This is a genomic window from Streptomyces cadmiisoli (assembly GCF_003261055.1).
Classification (GTDB): Bacteria; Actinomycetota; Actinomycetes; order Streptomycetales; family Streptomycetaceae; genus Streptomyces; species Streptomyces cadmiisoli.
Window position 1 is genome coordinate 3,136,332 of sequence record NZ_CP030073.1, and the last position, 17,883, is coordinate 3,154,214.

Consider the following 17,883-nt stretch of genomic DNA (forward strand, 5'->3'; position numbering starts at 1 on the left):
CTGTGTCTCCTGGTCGCTGTTGTTACCGGTGAGCCACGAACGATTGTTTCACGTCCCCCAAGCGGGTGCCGCGCGCCGGTGTCCCACCCGGATGCGTCCACCCGCCCCCCTGTGGTACTGACAGGCGCCTTATCCAGCTGCGAGGGTATTGTCAAGAGGGTTCCGCTCACCCTGGTGGGCGAATTTTGTGATCCCGAGGCCCCCTGACAGACGAAACGGAGAGCACGCGTGACGCGCAGCGTGTACGTGACCGGCATCGACCGAGGCGACGGCCGCCAGGTCGTCGAACTGGGAGTGATGGAGCTCCTGACCCGGCAGGTCGACCGCGTCGGCGTCTTCCGCCCCCTCGTCCACGACGGGCCCGACCGTCTCTTCGAGCTGCTGCGCGCCCGCTACCGGCTCTCCCAGGCCCCGGCGACGGTCTACGGCATGGACTACCACGAGGGCTCCGCGCTCCAGGCCGAACGGGGGACGGACGAGCTGGTGTCCACGCTCGTCGACCGGTTCCACCGGGTCGCGCGGGACTACGACGTCGTCCTCGTGCTCGGCACCGACTTCGCCGACACGCAGTTCCCGGACGAGCTGTCGCTCAACGCCCGGCTCGCCAACGAGTTCGGCGCCTCGGTCATCCCCGTCGTCGGCGGCCGCAAGCAGACCGCGGAGTCCGTGCGGGCCGAGACCCACAACGCCTACCGCGCCTACGCGGGCCTCGGCTGCGACGTGCTCGCCATGGTCACCAACCGGGTCGCCCGCGACGACCGCGACGAGATCGCCGAGCGGCTCGCGAACCGGCTGCCCGTGCCCTGCTACGTCCTGCCCGACGAGCCGGCCCTGTCGGCCCCGACGGTCGCCCAGATCGGGCACGCGCTCGGCGCGAAGGTGCTGCTCGGCGACGACTCGGGGCTCGCGCGCGACGCGCTCGGCTTCGTCTTCGGCGGTGCCATGCTGCCGAACTTCCTGGGCGCCCTGACCCCGGGCTGCCTGGTCGTCACCCCCGGCGACCGGGCCGACCTGGTCGTCGGCTCGCTCGCCGCGCACAGCGCCGGCACCCCGCCGATCGCCGGCGTGGTGCTCACCCTGAACGAGGTGCCGGGCGACGACATCCTCACGCTGGCCGCCCGGCTCGCCCCCGGCACCCCGGTGCTGTCGGTGTCCGGCAACAGCTTCCCCACCGCGGAGCAGCTGTTCTCCCTGGAGGGCAAGCTCAACGCGGCCACCCCGCGCAAGGCGGAGACCGCGCTCGGACTGTTCGAGCGGCACGTCGACACGGGCGAACTGCTCAAGCGGGTGAGCGCCCCCAGCAGCGACCGCGTCACCCCGATGATGTTCGAGCACCAGCTCCTCGAGCAGGCCCGCTCCGACAAGCGGCGGGTCGTGCTGCCGGAGGGCACCGAGGAGCGGGTGCTGCACGCCGCCGAGGTGCTGCTGCGCCGCGGGGTGTGCGATCTCACCCTGCTCGGCCCCGTCGACACGATCCGCAAGAAGGCCGCCGACCTCGGGATCGACCTCGGCGACTGCCGGCTGATCGACCCGGCCACCAGCGAGCTGCGGGACTCCTTCGCCGAGAAGTACGCCGAGCTGCGCGCCCACAAGGGCGTCAGCGTCGAGCTGGCGTACGACGTCGTCTCCGACGTGAACTACTTCGGCACGCTCATGGTGCAGGAGGGCCTCGCCGACGGCATGGTCTCCGGCTCCGTGCACTCCACGGCCGCCACCATCCGTCCCGCCTTCGAGATCATCAAGACCGACGCCGACGCCAAGATCGTCAGCTCGGTCTTCTTCATGTGCCTCGCCGACCAGGTGCTCGTCTACGGCGACTGCGCGGTGAACCCCGACCCGAACGCCGAGCAGCTCGCCGACATCGCCATCCAGTCGGCGTCCACGGCCGCCCAGTTCGGTGTGGAGCCGCGGATCGCGATGCTGTCGTACTCGACCGGCACGTCCGGCTCGGGCGCCGACGTCGACAAGGTGCGCGAGGCGACGGAACTCGTCCGCGGTCGGCGTTCCGACCTGAAGATCGAGGGCCCGATCCAGTACGACGCCGCCGTAGAGCCGACGGTGGCCCGGACCAAGCTGCCCGGTTCCGAGGTCGCCGGACAGGCGAGCGTGCTGATCTTCCCCGACCTCAACACCGGCAACAACACCTACAAGGCCGTGCAGCGCTCGGCCGGCGCCATCGCCGTCGGACCCGTGCTCCAGGGGCTGCGCAAGCCGGTCAACGACCTGTCCCGGGGCGCCCTCGTCCAGGACATCGTGAACACCGTCGCCATCACGGCGATACAGGCCCAGTCCCCGACCCGGAAGGCGACCGCCCAGTGAGCTCCACCCGCCCGTCCGCCACCACCGCCCGGTCCGACGGGCCGGGCCGGGCCTCCGCCACCCGAGTCCTCGTCCTGAACTCCGGTTCGTCGTCGGTGAAGTACCAACTGCTCGACATGCGCGACCGCAGCCGGCTCGCGGTGGGGCTGGTGGAGCGGATCGGGGAGGAGACCTCCCTGCTGAAGCACACGGACCTGACCACGGGCGAGTCCCGTGAGTGGAGCGGCCCGGTCCCCGGTCACGACGCCGCCCTGAAGGCCGTCGCGGCGGAGCTGGCCAAGGACGGCGCGGGGCTGGACTCCCCCGAGCTGGCCGCGATCGGCCACCGCGTGGTGCACGGGGGCAAGTCCTTCACCGAGCCGACCGTCGTCGACGACGCGGTGCTCGCCGAGATCGAGCGGCTGATCCCGGTCGCCCCGCTGCACAACCCGGCCAACCTGACCGGCATCCGCACGGCCCGCGCGCTGCGCCCCGACCTCCCCCAGGTCGCCGTCTTCGACACCGCCTTCCACACCACGATGCCGGAGTCGGCCGCCCGCTACGCGATCGACGTGAAGACCGCCGACGAGCACCGCATCCGGCGCTACGGCTTCCACGGCACGTCGCACGCCCATGTGTCCCGGGCGACGGCCCGGCTGCTCGGCAAGGCCCCCGAGGAGGTGAACGTCATCGTGCTGCACCTCGGCAACGGGGCGTCCGCCACGGCGGTCCGGGGCGGCCGGTGCGTCGACACCTCCATGGGGCTGACGCCCTTGGAGGGGCTGGTGATGGGTACGCGTTCCGGAGATCTGGACCCGGCCGTCATCTTCCATTTGATGCGTGTTGGCGGAATGTCCGCCGACGAGATCGACACTCTTCTCAACAAGAGGAGCGGACTGATCGGTCTCTGCGGGGACAACGACATGCGGGAGATCCGCCGCCGGATCGACGAGGGCGACGAACAGGCTCAACTCGCCTTCGACATATACATTCACCGGCTGAAGAAGTACATCGGCGCCTATTACGCGGTGCTCGGCAGGGTGGACGCGATCGCCTTCACGGCCGGGGTCGGCGAGAACGCGGCGGCGGTGCGGGAAGCCGCCGTGGCGGGCCTGGAGGAGCTGGGCCTCGCGGTGGACGGCGAACTGAACGCCGTCCGCGGCGACCGGCCGCGGCTGATCTCGCCCGAGGGGTCACGGGTGGCGGTCGCGGTGGTACCGACCGACGAGGAACTGGAGATTGCGACACAGACGTACGCGCTTGTAAAGGGTTCCCAGAACCTCACCTGAGCGGCATCCCGCCCTTTTGTATTTTCCGCCAGACGGAATATTCCGCAGCGAAACAAACCGATAGGATCGCCCCCATGCGCCGTTCGAAAATCGTCTGTACTCTCGGCCCCGCGGTCGACTCCCACGAGCAACTCGTCTCGTTGATCGAGGCCGGCATGAACGTGGCCCGCTTCAACTTCAGCCACGGCACCCACGCCGAGCACCAGGGGCGGTACGACCGCGTCCGGGCCGCCGCCAAGGAGACCGGCCGCGCCATCGGCGTCCTCGCCGACCTCCAGGGCCCCAAGATCCGCCTCGCGACCTTCGCCGAGGGCCCCGTGGAGCTGGTGCGCGGTGACGAGTTCACCATCACCACCGAGGACGTCCCGGGCGACAAGACGATCTGCGGCACCACCTACAAGGGCCTGCCCGGCGACGTCGCGCGCGGCGACCAGGTCCTGATCAACGACGGCAACGTCGAGCTGAAGGTCCTGGACGTCGAGGGCCCGCGGGTGCGGACGATCGTCATCGAGGGCGGCGTCATCTCCGACCACAAGGGCATCAACCTGCCCGGCGCGGCAGTCAACGTCCCGGCGCTGTCCGAGAAGGACGTCGACGACCTGCGGTTCGCGCTGCGCATGGGCTGCGACCTGGTCGCCCTCTCCTTCGTGCGGGACGCCAAGGACGTCCACGACGTCCACCGGATCATGGACGAGGAGGGCCGGCGCGTCCCCGTCATCGCCAAGGTGGAGAAGCCGCAGGCGGTGGCGAACATGGAGGACGTCGTGATGGCGTTCGACGGCGTGATGGTCGCGCGCGGCGACCTGGCCGTCGAGTACCCACTCGAAAAGGTGCCGATGGTGCAGAAGCGCCTGATCGAGCTGTGCCGGCGCAACGCCAAGCCGGTGATCGTGGCGACCCAGATGATGGAGTCGATGATCACCAACTCCCGTCCGACCCGCGCCGAGGCCTCCGACGTGGCCAACGCGATCCTGGACGGCGCCGACGCGGTCATGCTGTCCGCCGAGTCGAGCGTGGGCGCGTACCCGATCGAGACCGTCAAGACGATGTCGAAGATCGTCCAGGCGGCCGAGCAGGAGCTGCTCTCCAAGGGCCTCCAGCCGCTCGTCCCGGGCAAGAAGCCGCGCACGCAGGGCGGTTCGGTGGCCCGTGCCGCGTGCGAGATCGCGGACTTCCTCGGCGGCAAGGGCCTGGTGGCGTTCACGCAGTCCGGTGACACCGCCCGCCGTCTGTGCCGCTACCGCGTCGCCCAGCCGATCCTCGCGTTCACCACGGACGAGTCGACCCGCAACCAACTGGCCCTGAGCTGGGGCGTCGAGTCGCACGTCGTGCCGTTCGTGAACAGCACGGACGAGATGGTGGACCTGGTCGACCAGGAGATCGACAAGCTCAACCGCTTCGAGCCCGGCGACATCATGATCATCACCGCCGGCTCGCCCCCCGGTGTCCCCGGCACCACCAACATGGTCCGGGTCCACCACCTGGGCGGCGACAAGAAGGCCTGACGGACGACGTCACCCGACGACACCGAGGGCGCCCCCTGTGAACCAGGGGGCGCCCTCAGTGGTGTGCGGCTCCCGGACGGACCTGCGGAAACGCTCAGCCGGTGACGAACTGATGCAGTCCGGGCACGTGCAGGGTCCCACCGAACTGGCCGGCCTGCTGCACCTTCACCTTGGTGAAGTAGATCAGCGGGATGTTCAGCGGCGGCGGGTGCTCCGGGTCGAACGTGACGGGTATGAGGCCCAGCAGGTTGCCCGAGATGCTCTCGGTGTACATCACCGTCTCGCCGTCGCGGATGGTCGACGTCGAGCCCTCGGCCGCCTGCACGTGGTACGTCTTGCCGGACTGCTCGTCCTTCACCGTCTGGTGCAGATCGCCGATGTCGGTGCCGTCCGAGATGACGTACTTCAGGACCTCCTTGACCGAGCCGTTGGCGGTCTTCACCTTGACTATGCCCTTGTAGTCGGCGCCCTTCAGCAGCAGCGAGCTGGCGTCCAGGAACCACGGGTCGTCGGGCAGCGGCACGGCGTTGTCGACGCCGCCCTCCTCGTCGGTGGCGACCGGGCAGTCGTCCACGTCGGTGGTCTCGCTCGCCGAGGGACTCGGCGTCGGGGACGCGGTGGGCTCCTCCGTCGCCTCCTCGGCCGGCTCGTCCGTCGCCTCGTCCACCTGGTCGGCGACGTCCTCGACGATGTCCTCGACCGGGTCCGTGACCTTCCCGGGCGAGTCCTGCGGGGTGTCCCCGCCTGCGCCGGAGGACGGCTCCTCGCTCGGGTCCGCGCCCTGCGAGGCGGACGGCGACGGCTCCGGGCCGGCCGGCTCCGTCTCCGTGCCACCGCCCGTGATGCCGTCGACGACGTCGTCGACCACACCGGTGATCGTGTCGCCGATGGTGTCCAGCACGCCGTCGTCGCCGGAAGCGGACGGCGACGGCGCCGGCGCGTCACCGGCCGCGGACTCCGCCGGCGCGGACGGGGTCGGCTCGGGCTCGGGCTCGTCGTCGGAACCTGAATCCGACGAAGAGCCGTCGCCCGGCGAGCCGGACGGGTCCGCGGCACCGGCGTCCGACGTCTGCGACGGACTCGGCTCCGGCTCACCGGCGGACTCGCTCGCCGACGCGGACGGCGACGGCGACGGCGACGTGGACGGGCCGTTCTCGGCGTCCTCCAGCGCGGCGACGCAGTCCTTGTACTCGTCGGCCGTCAGGCTCCGGGAAGCCGGCTGCTGGTCCTCGGCGAGGGCGAGCTTCGGCGTGAACCCCATCCCCATCAGGACCGCGGTCGGCATCGCCGCCAGGGCTATCGCCTTTCCGGCCGGCATGTGGAACCTGGTGAACAGCGGCTTCTTGGGTGCCGCGTGGCGCGGCCCGGTTCTCACACGGGACTCGTCCACATCAGTCCCATGGGTCCCCTCGTCAGCCGGCACTGTGCCTCCCGTTCGCCTCGTTGCCGGGGCTCGTTCCTGACAGATCGTTGGGCTCGCCCACCTCGTCCGCGACTCCCGTGCCCGGTGCGGGCGCGCCCTCGGGGGCTGCGCCCTTGCCCTCGGTCTTCACCTGCGCCGGCTGCTGCGCGGACGGACCGTCCTCGGCCCACGCCACGGCCATCGCGCCGCCGATGAGGGCGAGCAGGAAGCCGACGAGGAAGCCGCCGAGGTTGGACACCGGAATGGACACCAGGGCCAGCAGGATCGCCGCGACACCCGCGAAGGTGCGGACGTGCTTCTGGAACCAGAGGCTGAAGCCCAGGACGACCAGCAGCACGCCGATGATCAGGGATCCGGCCCCCGCGGTCGTGGCCATCGCCAGCGTCAGGTGACCGATCCGGAGGTTTGCGTACGGGAAGTAGGCGATGGGGAGTCCGCCGAGCATGACGAACAGGCCGGCCCAGAAGGGCCTGGTGCCCCGCCAGGCGCGGAAGTTCCGCCGAAAGACCCGGAGGTAGTGCTCGTCGGTGCCGGGCGCGGCAGGAGTCTCGGCGCTCATGGAAAACAGCTCCCTGGAACGGCGTTGCTGTGGTGGAGAGATGTACTGCTGCTGCTCTGAAAAGCGGTCAGATGCGGGGCAGCCGGTGTGGAGAGTGGACGGGCGGGGGCGCCATCGGCTCCCCCGCCCGTCAGCGAGTGCTTAGTAGCACTCCTTGACACCCGTCGACAGCGACATCTTCAGGCCGCTGAGCTTGAAGGTTCCGGCGGTGGTCGCCCACGCCGTCTGCTTCACGTCCTTCAGGGTGACCGAGTCGGCCTGCTGGGCGAACCCGTAGGGGTTGGACTGCTCGCCCCCGCCCTTCATGCCCGGACCCTTGTTGGCGTCCTTGGCGGCCACACCGATGTCGATGCCCCGGAACACCGCGTCGGCCTCGAGCTGGGCGACGTCGATGTACAGGTTCTCGGCCTCGACCGGAGTGGCGCCGTCGCCGGCCCGCAGGATCAGGCTGACGTTCCCGAGCACCGGAATGTTCGGGGTGACGACCGACTGGCACAGGCTCTTGATCGTCGCCGACTTGAACGCCGAGACGGCGACGGGGTGAACCGTCTTCTTGCCGTCGAGCGTGTAACCCTCGTCAAGGGCGCCGTACTGCGAGAAGCCCGTACCGTCGAGCTGCTTGGTCGTGACCTTGAACGACTGGCCGGAGACGCTGAACGACGCGGCAAGAGCACCCTGAGCGAGCGCGACACCTATACACGCCGTGGCGGCCACGCTGGGCACCATGACCACAGCGAACCGCTTCCATCTGGTCCCACCACGCACCTGGGACTCCATATTTCCTCCTTCTCGGACGTACATCTCCTGGCACCCGGCTCGCCCTCGGACGACGGCTCGGCGGGACAGGGATGGGAGAAGTGCTACGTCCTCGGTAAGGAGAGCGCCCGCGCTCGGTGGCGCGAAACCGCGCCCGAATCACCGGCGATCACCCCCGAGCGACAACCACTGGTCGCGCCTGACACGCATCACGCACAACCTTGCTGGACAGGCTTCGCCGTCGGGCGAAGACCCCCCTGTCCGAGAGCCGGCGCCACTGCCGCCGGCTCTGCTCGGTGGGGACCCAGGAAGTCCCGTGACCCGACCGGCTGTCGGGGTGCGGGAATGGACCGAGCGTCGCCGATCGTGGTGCATTCTCGCCGCCCGCACAAGGGGGTTCGTTACTCGCTAGTAACGGCCGGATAACCGAACAACGACCCGTCGGTCTCGCTCGACGACTCAGGGTGGCATCTCAGGGGAGGACAAAGCCATTGATCGCTGGACAGAGTCCGACAGAACATCGCCTGCGACTTACTCGCAGTAACAGCGGCCGCGTTTACCAAGATTTGGTAAAGCGCGGCCGCACACACACTTCCTCGGCAGTCCCGTCACACAAGCCCCGACGGCCTCACCTCATCGGGGAACCCGCGGAACGGGTCCCCCGACCCGCTCAGAACAGGGCGCGAGCCAGCGCCCGACGCGCCGCGATCACCCGCGGGTCGTCGGCGCCGACCACCTCGAACAGCTCGAGCAGCCGCACCCGGACGGCGTCCCGGTCGTCGCCCGCCGTGCGCCGCACGGTGTCGATGAGCCGCCCGAACGCGTCCTCGACGTGCCCGCCCACCAGATCCAGGTCGGCGGCGGCGATCTGCGTCTGCGCGTCGGCCGGCTTCTCGGCCGCGTCCTTGCGCACCTGCTGCGGGTCGAGCCCCTGGACCCGCTCCAGCAACTCCGCCTGCGCCAGACCGAGTTTGGCCTCCGGGTTGGTCGGGTCGTCGGACAGCACGTTCTTGTACGCCTGGATCGCGCCCCCCAGGTCGCCGGCGTCCAGCGCCTGCGCGGCCGCGTTCAGCAGCCCGTCGTGAGGGCCGGCCGGCACCTGCTCGGGATCGGGCCGCTCGCCCGGCTCCGCGTCCGGGTCGACGGTCAGGCCGGTCAGCCCGAAGCGCTCCTCGGCGACCGTCACCAACTGGTCCAGGGTCTGCCGGATCTGCGCCTCACCGGCCGCTCCCTGGAACAGCGGCAGGGCCTGGCCCGCGACGACGGCGAAGACCGCCGGGATCCCCTGGATCCCGAACTGCTGCATCAGCATCTGGTTGGCGTCGACGTCGATCTTGGCAAGGACGAAGCGGCCGTCGTACTCGACGGCGAGCCGCTCCAGGACCGGGCTGAGCTGCTTGCAGGGCTGACACCACTCGGCCCAGAAGTCGATGACGACCGGGACCTCGGTGGAACGCTGCAATACGTCTTGCTCGAATCCGGCCTCGTCGACGTCGATGACGAGGTCGGCCGGGGAGACGGCTCCGCCCCCGCCGTGCCGGGCGGCTTCGGCGCGCGCCTGCTCCGCCTTCGCCTTGGCCTCTTGGGCCGCCTTGACCGCGGCGAGGTCGACGACACCGCTCATGGACATGTTCCGTGGCTGCATGCGTCTATCCTCCCCCGTTACCGCGCGTGTGTGAAAAACGGTGTGAAAGCCGGGCCGCTGTCGCGGCCGGCCGGCTGCTCCCGGCGCCGGGTCCCCACCCGCGCCACGTGGTCGTCGCTCGCGCGTGCCGGGTGCGTACGAGACATACGTGACGTACCGGCGCGCACGCTTTCGCTACGAGTCGTAGCGTAATGGCGGAGGGGGTCCCGGGGACACCACAACCCGGTGATCTCCCTCACTGCTCCGCCGAAACGGCCGGTTATGGTCGGGGGATGCACAGTCGCACCCCCGCCGGCCGCACCGGACGCCCTCGCAGCGCCGCCGCGGACACCGCGATCCTGGCCGCGACGCGGGAGGCGCTGGTCGAACTGGGCTGGTCCCGGCTCAGCCTGGGGGACGTGGCCAACCGGGCCGGGGTCGCGAAGACGACGCTGTACCGGCGTTGGGCCGACAAGCACGAGTTGGTCGTCGACGCGGTGGCGGAACTCTTCGACGCGCTGCGCCTGCCCGACCGCGGCTCCCTGGCCGCCGACATCGAGGGCGTCGTCCTCCAGTTCGCCTCGATCCTGGCGCGGCCCGAGGCCAGGAGCGGGCTGATGGCGGTCGTGGCGGAGTCCACCCGCGACGACGCGCTGCGCGAACGTATCCGTACGTCCATCGTGGACCGCCAGAAGCGGCTGGTCGTCGAGGGCCGCGCCCGCGCGCAGGCCCGCGGCGAGCTCCCGCCGCGCACCGACCCCGCGCAGGTCGCCCGCACGGTCGACCTCATCTTCGACATCGTGGCGGGCGCGGTGGTCCACCGCACCCTGGTCAGCGCCGAACCGGCCGACGAGGAATGGGTGCGGAGCTTCACGCGGGTGCTGCTGCTGGGACTGGCGGGGGCCGAGGAGGCAGGCGCCGGGGAAGTCGAGGCGAGAGCGGGACAGGGCTAGGGACCGGAAGGGTCAGGGCCGGGCGAGGGTCGGGGGCCGGGCAACGGTCGCAGGCCGGGCAACGGTCAGGAGCCGGGCAACGGTCAGAGGTGGGGGCAGGCGCGAGCAGGTCGCACACCCGGTCCTGCGGTGTGCGACCTGTTCCGTGTCCGCGTCGGTGCGGCGCCTCGGGCGTCAGAAGCCCGCCGGCTCCGTGTACACGCCCCACTCGTCGCGCAGGACGCCGCAGATCTCACCGAGCGTGGCCTCCGCGCGCACCGCGTCCAGCATCGGCCCGATCATGTTGGAGCCGTCCCGCGCGGCGGCGAGCATCGCGTCCAGCGCGGCACGCACCGCCGCGTCGTCGCGGCCCTCCCGCCGTGCGCCGAGCATCCGTACCTGCTCGCGCTCCACCTCGTGGCTCACCCGCAGGATCTCCAGGTCCCCGGTGACGGACCCGGTGTGGACGTTGACGCCCACCACGCGCTTGTCGCCCTTCTCCAGGGCCTGCTGGTAGCGGAACGCGGACTCCGCGATCTCGCCGGTGAACCAGCCGTCCTCGATCCCGCGCAGGATGCCGGAGGTGATCGGACCGATCGGGTGCCGGCCGTCGGGGTGCGCGCGCAGCCCCCGTTCCTTGATCTGCTCGAAGATCTTCTCCGCGTCGGCCTCGATCCGGTCGGTCAGCTGCTCGACGTACCACGAACCGCCCAGCGGGTCGGCCACGTTGGCGACGCCGGTCTCCTCCATGAGGACCTGCTGGGTGCGCAGGGCGATCTCCGCCGCCTGCTCGCTCGGCAGGGCCAGCGTCTCGTCGAGCGCGTTGGTGTGCAGCGAGTTCGTGCCGCCCAGCACCGCCGCGAGCGCCTCCACGGCCGTACGGACGACGTTGTTGTACGGCTGCTGCGCGGTGAGCGAGACTCCGGCGGTCTGCGTGTGGAAGCGCAGCCACTGGGCCTTGTCGGACTTCGCCCCGTACACGTCCCGCATCCAGCGGGCCCAGATCCTGCGGGCCGCGCGGAACTTGGCGATCTCCTCGAAGAAGTCGACGTGCGCGTCGAAGAAGAAGGACAGCCCCGGGGCGAAGACGTCCACGTCCAGCCCGCGCGACAGGCCCAGCTCCACATAGCCGAAGCCGTCCGCCAGGGTGTACGCCAGCTCCTGCGCGGCCGTCGCCCCGGCCTCGCGGATGTGGTAGCCGGAGACGGACAGCGGCTTGTAGGCGGGGATGCGTTCGGCGCAGTACTCCATCAGGTCGCCGATGAGGCGCAGATGGGGCTCGGGCTGGAACAGCCACTCCTTCTGCGCGATGTACTCCTTGAAGATGTCCGTCTGGAGCGTGCCGTTCAGGACGCCCGGGTCGATGCCCTGCCGCTCCGCGGCGACCAGGTACATGCAGAAGACGGGGACGGCCGGACCGCTGATCGTCATCGAGGTGGTGACGTCGCCGAGCGGGATGTCCTTGAACAGGACGTCCATGTCGGACGCCGAGTCGATCGCCACGCCGCAGTGCCCGACCTCGCCGAGCGAACGGGCGTCGTCGGAGTCGCGGCCCATGAGGGTCGGCATGTCGAACGCGACGGACAGTCCGCCGCCGCCCGCGGCGAGGATCATCTTGTAGCGCTCGTTGGTCTGCTCGGCGTTGCCGAAGCCGGCGAATTGCCGGATGGTCCACGTACGACCGCGGTAGCCGGTCGGATACAGGCCGCGCGTGAAGGGGTACTCCCCCGGCCAGCCGATCCGCTCGAAGCCTTCGTAGGTGTCCCCGGGGCGGGGCCCGTACATCGGCTCCACGGGGTCGCCGGAGAGCGTGGTGAAGTCTGCCTCCCGCTTGCGCGCGGTGTCGTACCGGGCCTGCCAGCGGCGGCGGCCCTCCTCGATGGCGTCAGCGTCCATGCCGTCAAATTTACTTGGACGTCCTAGTAAATGTCGACGGCTGGCGGGGGTGGATTGAAAAAGTGCAGGTGAGGGGGGTGGTGGGGGGTGGGGCCGGGGGGTGGTGGGGGGCCGACCGAGGGTAGGCCGGGGCCGACCGAGGGTAGGCCGGGGGCCGGGGCTTGGGCCGGGGCTCGGGGCCGGAAGCTCGCGGTTGGGGCCTGGGGGCGGGACGCCGGGCCGCCGTACGCGGGGGCGTACGGCGGGCGGGTGCGGCTCGGGGTCCGCCGGGGCGGGGCGCCCGGCTAGACCTTTGCGGTCTGCGGGGCGGCGTCGGTGACCTTGGCCTCCAGCTCGGCGGAGATCTTGCGTTCGACGAAGAAGGCGGCTGTCGGGACCGTGCCGGCCAGCAGGACCCAGAGCTGCTTGGCGACCGGCCACTTCGCCTTGGAGCCGAGGTCGAAGGCGAAGACGAGGTAGACGACGTAGAGCCAGCCGTGCGCGATGGAGACGACGCGGGTCGCGTCCGCCGCACCGTCCACGTCCAGCAGGTACTTGCCGATCATGCAGAGGCACAGCAGCACCAGGAGCACACCGGTGACGTAGGCCATGACGCGGTAGCGGGTCAGCACGCTCTTTTTCATGCCGTCGAGCGTATCGACCCGTTCCGGGCGATCTTGCCCCGGGTCACTGCTCCTCGAAGTCGCTCGCGGCGACCCGCAGCGGGCGCAGCATCGCGAAGATCTCCGCGCATTCCTCGGAGTCGTACACGCCGAGTCCGAAGTCCATCGCCATCAGGTCGCGGGTCGCGGCCTCGACCACTTCGCGGCCCTTCTCCGTGATGACGGCGAGCGTGCCGCGCCCGTCGTTGGGGTTGGGGCGCTTGTCGACGAGGCCGGACTTCACCAGTCGGTCGACGGTGTTCGTGACGGATGTCGGATGCACCATGAGGCGCTCGCCGATCTTCGACATCGGGAGTTCGCCGGCCTTGGAGAAGGTGAGCAGTACGAGTGCTTCGTAGCGGGCGAAGGTCAGGCCGTACGGCTTGACGACGGCGTCGACCTCGGCGAGCAGAATCTGGTGTGCGCGCATGATCGAGGTGATCGCGGCCATGGAGGGGACGCTGCCCCAACGCTGCTTCCAGAGTTCGTCGGCGCGGGCGATGGGGTCGAAGGGGAGGCTGAGCGGCTTCGGCACGGCACCTGACCTTACCCGCCAGTCATATGGCGGTCAGCCCTGTCTCGCCCTTCGGTCGATCGGGGGGCGGCGGGCGGTACGTGGCGCCGGCGGCGCCGGGCGGGTGTCGGGTGTGGGTGCGTCTTCACTTGCGGCGCCGTGGGGGTGTGGGGTGCGTCGTCACCTGCGGCGCCGTGGGGGTGTGTGCGTCATCACGTGCGGCGCCGCGGGGGCGTGGGATGCGTCATCACGTGCGGCGCCGTGGGGGTGCGTGCGTCGTCACCTGCGGCACCGTGGGGGTGCGTGCGTCATCACCTGCGGCGCCGCGGGGGGCGTGGGGTGTGGTGCCTGCGGCGCATGTGCGGGTGAGTGGGGGTGGGGGTAGCGCCTACGGTTCGATGGGGGCCGGGGGCGCGCCGGGGGGTGTCCGTCCTCGGTCTGGCGCGAAATCGGTCGCTCACCGGCGAACCCGCGTTGACACGCCAGCCGCTGCGGGCGGACACCCCCCGCCACACCCCCTCCCGCCGTACGCGACCGCGACACCCACCCCGCTCGCGGGCATGCGCCCGCCCCGATCCGCCCGACCCGCGGGCACGCGCTCCGCGCACAATCCCGCCCGATCCGCGGGCATTCGTGCCGCTGGGGCGGCACGGGTGGGCGCGGCGGCACCCGCCAACGCCGGGCCGCGCAACCCGCCCGACCTCGGCTGCGACACCGGGTCGCGTGACCCGCCCCACGTCGCCGGGGCACCGGCATCCCGGCGATCAAACGCCGGGCCGCGCCCGCCGCAACCGGTGCCGGACCGCTCGCTGCGCCACCGGCCCCAGGTCCTCCAGCGCCGCGACCAGCGCGCCCAGCTGCTCCAGCGCGTCCAGCGCCGCCCGGGCGCCGTCCTCGTCCACCCCTTCGTACAGCTCGATCCCCACGAAGGACGCCGCCACCGCGCGCGCCAGCCCCCTCGCATCCACGAACTCGCCGAACGGTGTCGCCGCCAGGATCCGGATCAGCGCCCCCTCGATCTCCGTGATCCACAGGTCGAGGCCCGCGGCCGTGGCCGGTCCGAGGCCGGCGTGGGTCTGGGCGCCGGCGAGGAGCTGGCCGAGGAGCGCGACATGCCCCCCGGCCCGTTCCTGTTCGTGGATCTCCCGGCCGACGGCCAGCAGCTCGGCCAGGGACGTGGCGGTGGCGAGCCGGAGCCGGAAGCGCGCGACCGCCTGTTCGGCCCCGTAGTGGCAGGCCGCCGACAGGAGTTCGTCCACCGAGCCGAAGTGGTAGAAGACGAGCGCCTGGTTGACCCCGGCCGTCGCCGCGATCGTCCGGGCCGACGTTTTCGCGATGCCCTGCTCGGTGAGGGTGCGCAGCGCGCCCTCCAGGAGTTTGTTCTTCGTCTCCAGGGACTTGGCCGTCTCGGGGCTCACGCGCGTGACTCCTCGCGCACCGGCCGCAGGCCGGGCCGGACCGTGCGGTTCGAGATGTCCGTGTACGTCGCGGAGAAGGAGCCCTCGTAGCCGAAGAGAGGGCCGAAGTGTTTGTTCACCACCCGGACCCGGACGCGGAAGCGGCCGCACGTGTCGTCGTAGGACTCGCGCACCTCGGCCGTGGCACCGATGAGTTCGGGGACGCGGATGTCGACCGGGCCCTCCCGGAACCGGTGCTCTCCGGACCTGATGAGGAGGGAGCCGTCGGGCTCGGCGTGGAAGTGGAGGTCGCTGGCCAGGTGCTGGTGGGTGCCGAGGTAGTCGAGGACGCGGTCGCCCCGGGGGCTCAGCACCATCTGGGCGTCGAAGCGGCGGGCCCGGCCCGGCAGGTCGAAGGTGCGCACGAAGGTCACGGTCTCACGCCCGAACGTGTCGAGGTACGACACGTTCTCGATGGTGAAGGGGACGTTCCGGCCGACCCGGGGGACGAGGATGTTGCGGGTCGCGCCGAGGGCGAGGAACGGTTTGACGAACGCGCCGCCGTGCCAGACGCGGTGCATCACACCCCGCCCCGTGCAGGCCTGTCCGTTCGTCAGCCCGACCGAGAAGCGGCGGCGCAGCTGAGGGTGGAGGCGGTCGAAGTCGGCGCCCATCGCGGTGCGGAAGATCGACGTCATCGCGGGTTCTCCAGGGTGCCGAGGAGTCGGGGGGCCCGCACGCGCGTGGGCGGTGTGCGCAGACAGCGCCGGGCGGCGGGGGTCCGGGGCAGCGGCGCGGCGAACAGGGCCAGGGACACCGTGACCACGAGGAGCAGCGGCCAGAGGTAGGCCATCGTCGCGGCCAGGGGGCCGAAGAGGCGCAGGAAGGAGTCCAGTCCGAGGCCGGTGCAGGCGACGATGACGACGAGGGCGCGGACGGCGAGTTCGGTCAGCCAGTTGAGCAGTGCGCGCTCGGGTGTGATCCCGCGCTCCAGCCACAGGCGGAGCCGGTCGAACGACCAGGCGGTGGCCCAGCCCATCAGGGGGCGGAAGAGCAGCCGGTCGGCCAGTGCGCCGCAGCGGCCCCAGCGGGGGCGGTAGTCGTAGCCGGTGAGGAAGCGGACGCCGTCGCCGTCGGGGACGTAGCGCCAGTAGCCGCCGCCCTCGGCGATCAGGGAGAGCGGGTGGGGTGAGGAGAAGCGCAGGGCGGAGGTGCGGGTGCCGTCCGGGCGCTCCTTCTCCCCGGCGCAGACCCCGGTCCCGGCGATCTTGAGAAAGGGCAGCACGCGCGTGGCGTAGCGGAAGTGCTGCGCCTCGCCCTCCGCGCGCGGGAGAGGGTCGATCTCGGTGAAGCGCAGGTCCCAGCGCCGGTGCCGGGACGGCTCCTGTGTGCGCGCCCACAGCTCGTCGAGGTCGGCGCGGATGCGTGCCTCTATGTAGAGCCCCATGGCTCGTTCCCCCAGTTCGACCGCGAATTGAGCGACTGCTCAAACGTCGTGTGCACGACGGTACATTTTTTTGAGCGACCGCTCAACGGGTGGGACGAGAGAACCCCGGCCCGAGGGGCCGGGGTTCGTCAGCCGCGGGGGCTACTGCGCGAGGTGGCGCTCCACCGTCTCCACCTTGGAGGTGAGGCCGTCGGTCACCCCGGGACGGATGTCCGCCTTCAGCACGACGGAGACACGCGGCGCCCGCTCCTCCACGGCGGCGACGGCTCGTTTGACGACGTCCATCACCTCGTCCCACTCACCCTCGATCGAGGTGAACATCGCGTCGGTACGGTTCGGCAGGCCCGACTCGCGGACCACGCGCACGGCGTCGGCGACGTACTCCCCGACGTCCTCGCCGACGCCCAGCGGCGTCACGGAAAAGGCGACGATCACGCGCTCATGGCCCCTTCCTTGCGGGCGCGGGACGCGATCACCGCGTCGTCGGCCTCGCGCTTGAGCATGCGCTCGGCGAAGAAGCCGCCGGTGGGCAGCACCGAGAGGACGAAGTAGAGCGCGGCCCGACCGAAGGGCCACTTCGCGCGGTTCCAGGCGTCCGCCCAGAAGATCACGTACACGACGAAGAGGAAGCCGTGGACCGCGCCCATCAGGGGCACCGCGTTGAAGTCCGTGGTTCGCTTCAGCACCGAGCAGAGGAGCAGGACGAGGAAGGACACGGCTTCCGGAGCCGAGACCAGGCGGAGGCGGCGGAGGGCTGTGGCGGTCTTGAGGTCCACGGGTCACCTTCGGTGGGAGGGGTTCAGAGCCTTGTGAATGCAAGCACAAACGCTCCCGCCATTGTGGCAAACGCCGGACGGTGGCCCGGGCAGGGGGCCCGCACGGCCGCCCCTGAGGGCGTTATCAGGGTTTTCTCCCCCTACGGGCTCTGTCGTCCCCACCCCGTCGCCGGTTACCTTCGCATGCGTGGCGATGTTCCGACTGCAAGGCAGCAAGGTGCTCGCCGTCGACATGACCGGGGACGCCGTGAGAGCGAAGAACGGCTCGATGGTCGCGTACGACGGACAGATGGCCTTCAAGAAGATGAGCGGTGGCGGTGAGGGCATCCGGGGCATGGTGACCCGGCGGCTCACCGGTGAGCAGATGACGATGATGGAGGTGAAGGGGCACGGCACCTGCTGGTTCGCCGACCGTGCCACCGAGATCAACCTCGTCGACCTCCAGGGGGAGAAGCTGTACGTGGAGTCGAGCAATCTGCTGGCGACCGACGCCGCCCTGCGCACGGGGACGTCCTTCACCGGGCTGCGCGGCGCCTCGCAGGGCAACGGGCTGTTCACGACGACGGTCGAGGGACACGGACAGGCGGCGATCATGTCGGACGGGCCGGCGGTCGTGCTGCGGGTCAGCCCGCAGTTCCCGCTCACCGTCGACCCCGGGGCGTACGTCGCGCACCAGGGGAACCTGCGTCAGTCGTTCCAGTCCGGTGTGACATTCCGCACCCTCGTGGGCGAGGGCGGCGGGGAGGCCTTCCAGATCCGCTTCGAGGGGGACGGCCTCGTGTACGTCCAGCCGAGCGAGCGGAACACCATCGCGGGAGATGTGTGA

Annotated in this window: 17 protein-coding genes; 5 read left to right on the plus strand and 12 right to left on the minus strand. The window is 70.7% G+C overall.

Translation table 11 applies throughout. The features are described 5' to 3' along the window. Positions 1-228: 228 nt before the first annotated feature. From pta to pyk, 3 genes are all read left to right on the plus strand, one after another. The gene (gene pta / locus DN051_RS13105) at positions 229-2,319 is read left to right on the plus strand and encodes a phosphate acetyltransferase (protein WP_112438745.1); all 2,091 of its coding nucleotides are present in this window, start codon (positions 229-231) and stop codon (positions 2,317-2,319) included. Continuing rightward, complete coding sequence (locus tag DN051_RS13110; protein ID WP_053763384.1) at positions 2,316-3,587, plus strand: acetate kinase; 1,272 nt, start codon at positions 2,316-2,318, stop codon at positions 3,585-3,587. The genes pta and DN051_RS13110 overlap by 4 nt, the downstream gene beginning before the upstream one ends. 74 nt (positions 3,588-3,661) lie before the next feature. Then, positions 3,662-5,092 (plus strand): pyruvate kinase, encoded by a 1,431-nt coding sequence (gene pyk, locus DN051_RS13115; protein ID WP_053763383.1) that lies wholly within the window; start codon positions 3,662-3,664, stop codon positions 5,090-5,092. A gap of 94 nt (positions 5,093-5,186) precedes the next feature. Here pyk and DN051_RS13120 read toward each other — a convergent pair whose 3' ends face one another. The 4 genes from DN051_RS13120 to DN051_RS13140 all read right to left on the minus strand — a co-directional run bounded on the left by DN051_RS13120 (position 5,187) and on the right by DN051_RS13140 (position 9,475). Beyond that, entirely contained in the window at positions 5,187-6,515 is a 1,329-nt protein-coding gene (locus tag DN051_RS13120; protein ID WP_112438746.1) for a hypothetical protein, read from the minus strand. Then, positions 6,505-7,074: a DUF6114 domain-containing protein gene (locus tag DN051_RS13125; protein WP_053763381.1), complete on the minus strand. Its 570-nt coding sequence runs from the start codon at positions 7,072-7,074 to the stop codon at positions 6,505-6,507. The genes DN051_RS13120 and DN051_RS13125 overlap by 11 nt, the downstream gene beginning before the upstream one ends. A gap of 141 nt (positions 7,075-7,215) precedes the next feature. After that, entirely contained in the window at positions 7,216-7,851 is a 636-nt protein-coding gene (locus DN051_RS13130; RefSeq protein ID WP_053763380.1) for a DUF6230 family protein, read from the minus strand. Between the two features lie 649 nt (positions 7,852-8,500). Continuing rightward, on the minus strand, positions 8,501-9,475 hold the full coding sequence (locus tag DN051_RS13140) for a tetratricopeptide repeat protein (RefSeq protein WP_053763379.1): 975 nt from the start codon (positions 9,473-9,475) through the stop codon (positions 8,501-8,503). A 272-nt stretch (positions 9,476-9,747) separates the two neighbouring features. Here DN051_RS13140 and DN051_RS13145 point away from each other — a divergent pair, with 272 nt between their 5' ends. Further along, positions 9,748-10,407: a TetR/AcrR family transcriptional regulator gene (locus tag DN051_RS13145; RefSeq protein WP_112438747.1), complete on the plus strand. Its 660-nt coding sequence runs from the start codon at positions 9,748-9,750 to the stop codon at positions 10,405-10,407. 174 nt (positions 10,408-10,581) lie between these two features. Here DN051_RS13145 and icmA read toward each other — a convergent pair whose 3' ends face one another. The 8 genes from icmA to DN051_RS13185 all read right to left on the minus strand — a co-directional run bounded on the left by icmA (position 10,582) and on the right by DN051_RS13185 (position 17,057). Continuing rightward, positions 10,582-12,282, minus strand: a complete 1,701-nt coding sequence (gene icmA, locus DN051_RS13150; RefSeq protein ID WP_053763377.1) for a coenzyme B12-dependent isobutyryl-CoA mutase large subunit — start codon at positions 12,280-12,282, stop codon at positions 10,582-10,584. Between the two features lie 284 nt (positions 12,283-12,566). Continuing rightward, complete coding sequence (locus tag DN051_RS13155; RefSeq protein ID WP_053758778.1) at positions 12,567-12,905, minus strand: DUF3817 domain-containing protein; 339 nt, start codon at positions 12,903-12,905, stop codon at positions 12,567-12,569. A gap of 43 nt (positions 12,906-12,948) precedes the next feature. Then, on the minus strand, positions 12,949-13,458 hold the full coding sequence (locus DN051_RS13160) for a MarR family winged helix-turn-helix transcriptional regulator (protein ID WP_053758779.1): 510 nt from the start codon (positions 13,456-13,458) through the stop codon (positions 12,949-12,951). Positions 13,459-14,201: 743 nt separating this feature from the next. Next, the gene (locus tag DN051_RS13165) at positions 14,202-14,855 is read right to left on the minus strand and encodes a TetR/AcrR family transcriptional regulator (RefSeq protein ID WP_053761911.1); all 654 of its coding nucleotides are present in this window, start codon (positions 14,853-14,855) and stop codon (positions 14,202-14,204) included. After that, positions 14,852-15,532, minus strand: coding sequence for a DUF4166 domain-containing protein (locus DN051_RS13170; protein ID WP_112438748.1), 681 nt, complete (start codon positions 15,530-15,532; stop codon positions 14,852-14,854). The genes DN051_RS13165 and DN051_RS13170 overlap by 4 nt, the downstream gene beginning before the upstream one ends. After that, complete coding sequence (locus tag DN051_RS13175; protein WP_053761913.1) at positions 15,529-16,281, minus strand: hypothetical protein; 753 nt, start codon at positions 16,279-16,281, stop codon at positions 15,529-15,531. Before DN051_RS13175 ends, DN051_RS13170 begins: the two co-directional genes overlap by 4 nt. Positions 16,282-16,422: 141 nt before the next feature. After that, entirely contained in the window at positions 16,423-16,716 is a 294-nt protein-coding gene (locus tag DN051_RS13180) for an MTH1187 family thiamine-binding protein (RefSeq protein WP_053761914.1), read from the minus strand. Next, positions 16,713-17,057: a DUF3817 domain-containing protein gene (locus DN051_RS13185; protein WP_053761915.1), complete on the minus strand. Its 345-nt coding sequence runs from the start codon at positions 17,055-17,057 to the stop codon at positions 16,713-16,715. The genes DN051_RS13180 and DN051_RS13185 overlap by 4 nt, the downstream gene beginning before the upstream one ends. A 193-nt stretch (positions 17,058-17,250) precedes the next feature. Here DN051_RS13185 and DN051_RS13190 point away from each other — a divergent pair, with 193 nt between their 5' ends. After that, positions 17,251-17,883, plus strand: coding sequence for an AIM24 family protein (locus DN051_RS13190; protein WP_112438749.1), 633 nt, complete (start codon positions 17,251-17,253; stop codon positions 17,881-17,883).